Origin of the sequence: Bacillus cereus group sp. MYBK222-1, assembly GCF_051916425.1 — a bacterium.
Lineage (GTDB): Bacteria > Bacillota > Bacilli > Bacillales > Bacillaceae_G > Bacillus_A > Bacillus_A paranthracis.
Window position 1 is genome coordinate 1 of record NZ_JBQAGP010000021.1, and the last position, 2,515, is coordinate 2,515.

Sequence of the window (2,515 nt, forward strand, 5' to 3'; positions counted from 1 at the left end):
ATGATGGCAGAGAGGTCACACCCGTTCCCATACCGAACACGGAAGTTAAGCTCTCTAGCGCCGATGGTAGTTGGGACCTTGTCCCTGTGAGAGTAGGACGTCGCCAAGCAAGCTTAAGACGAGTCAGAATGACTCGTCTTTTTTGTGTTTCTAACTTCTTATTAGCCTCGAGTTATCCTTTTGTATTCAATTTCTTTCATCATTTTCGATGTGTAGTTTCAGATTTTATATTTTATTTTTTGTGGAAGCAATCTATTGGTGTGTTAAAATAGTACCGTTATTTTTTGAGTGCTTTAATATAGGGATATTTAATTTTTAAAAAGGAGATAATATGAAAAAGATAGGTATAATTACTATAGTAGTCTTAATCCTTCTAGCGATTGTGTATATGTTAGTTGGAAATTATTTTTATAACTATGCGTTGAATGCGAAACAAGAAAAAGAATTTTTGGAAGATAATCCTCATTTAGTAGAAACGGTAAATGCATCGGGAGATGCATTGGCTACAAATGAAGAGAAGAATGCGAACTTCGTATCAAAGTATAAGCCTAACACATTAACTATACGTTCTTTCGATAAACTGAATTTAACAGGTTATGAATATATGAATGAACAATCTAGTCATAAATGGGCGATTGTAGTTCATGGATACAATGGTAGGGCATCAGAAATGACGAAATATATTCGCAACTTTTATGAACAAGGCTATAATGTCATAGCACCAGATCTTCGTGGGCACGGGAATAGTGAAGGGGATTATGTTGGTATGGGCTGGCATGATCGTAAAGACATTTTGATTTGGATTCAACAAATTGTAAAGAAAGATCCTAATGCTGAAATAGCACTATTTGGTGTTTCGATGGGCGCGGCAACTGTAATGATGACTTCAGGTGAGGATTTACCTTCTAACGTTAAAGTTATTATTGAAGATTGTGGGTACTCAACTGTTGTTGATGAATTTACGTATCAATTAAAAGATCTATTCCACTTGCCGAAGTTTCCTGTTATGAATGCGGCAAATACAGTTACAAAATTAAGAGCTGGATATGATTTAGAAGAAGCTTCAGCTATTAAACAAGTTGCAAAAAGTAAAACACCGATGCTATTCATTCATGGGGATGCGGATACATTCGTTCCTTTTGAAATGTTAGATGAAGTATATAATGCTGCAAAAGTAGAAAAAGAGAAATTAATTGTTCCAGGTGCTGGACATGGAGAAGCTGAGAAGATAGATTCAAATACGTATTGGAATACCGTATGGAAGTTCGTGGGAAGATATATTCAAGCATAATTAGATTTATATATACGATAATCAGAAGGTAATACTTTTGATTATCGTTTTTCTATTTATAAATTTATTTTAGGTTGTAGTATTTAAGGCTTGAAGCATAAATTTTTGAATTCCTTAGTGCCAGTGCTACAATGATTGAAAACTACATGTTAATGAGGTGTTTCTATGAAAATTGAAGTATGGTCAGATTTTGTATGCCCGTTTTGCTACATTGGGAAACGTAGATTAGAAGTAGCTTTAGAGCAATTTCCTCATAAGAAGGATGTTGAAGTTGAGTTTAAAAGTTTTGAATTAGACCAAAATGCTCCAATCTATTCTGGAACAAGTATTAATGAAGTACTTGCATCAAAGTATGGGATTAGTATTGAAGAAGCGAAACGTAATAACGTGCAGCTAGGTAATCATGCAGCTAGTATGGGTTTAAGTTTTAATTTTGATGAGATGAAGCCGACGAACACTTTTGATGCGCATCGTCTTGCGAAATTTGCAAAGGATCAAGGGAAAGAAAAAGAGATTACGGAAAATCTACTTTTTGCATATTTCACTGAATCAAGAAATTTAAGTGATGTGGATACGCTCGCTACTATAGCTGAAGCTTCAGGTCTAGACAAACAAGAAGCTTTACAGGTTATTAATGATAAAAGCGCATATGCAAATGATGTTAGAGTTGATGAAGCGATTGCTCAGCAATATCAAATTTCAGGAGTACCTTATTTTATTATTAATCAAAAGTATGCTATTTCAGGTGCACAACCACTTGAAACTTTTGTTGGTGCACTTCAGCAAGTGTGGGAAGAAGAGAATCCTGTACCTAAGTTACAAGAGCTTTCTTCAGAAGGTGGAAGCGATATGTCTTGTACAGATGAAAGCTGTTCGGTACCTTCAAAAGAACAATAGTTTTTATGATGGAAAGCAACCCATAGAGTATTATATGGGTTGCTTATATATTCTGATAGAAGAGGTATGTAAATAGGGTTTTAAAAAAATGAAGTTTTTTTAAAAAACGTATTGACGATTAATACTTAGAGGTGTAATATAGAACAAGTCGCCGATGACAATAACGTCGAAAGCGACAAACGAAATGAAAAACTTAGTTGACATTGAAAGATGAAAATGTTAACATAAGGAAGTCGCAAATGAGCGGCAGACAAGTTCTTTGAAAACTGAACGAAACAAACAACGTGAAACGTCAATTTTTATTTTATGATGCTAGACAAACTAACT

2 protein-coding genes and 1 rRNA gene are annotated in these 2,515 nt (G+C 34.6%); all 3 read left to right on the forward strand.

Features of this window, described 5'->3' with window-relative positions:
• A 5S ribosomal RNA gene (rrf, locus tag ACTFR9_RS27490) occupies window positions 1-109 on the forward strand; the annotation flags it as partial.
• A 222-nt stretch (window positions 110-331) separates the two neighbouring features.
• Window positions 332-1,291, forward strand: a complete 960-nt coding sequence (locus ACTFR9_RS27495) for an alpha/beta hydrolase (protein WP_000719448.1) — start codon at window positions 332-334, stop codon at window positions 1,289-1,291.
• 165 nt (window positions 1,292-1,456) lie between these two features.
• Window positions 1,457-2,188, forward strand: coding sequence for a DsbA family oxidoreductase (locus ACTFR9_RS27500; RefSeq protein WP_000687960.1), 732 nt, complete (start codon window positions 1,457-1,459; stop codon window positions 2,186-2,188).
• Window positions 2,189-2,515: the final 327 nt, after the last annotated feature.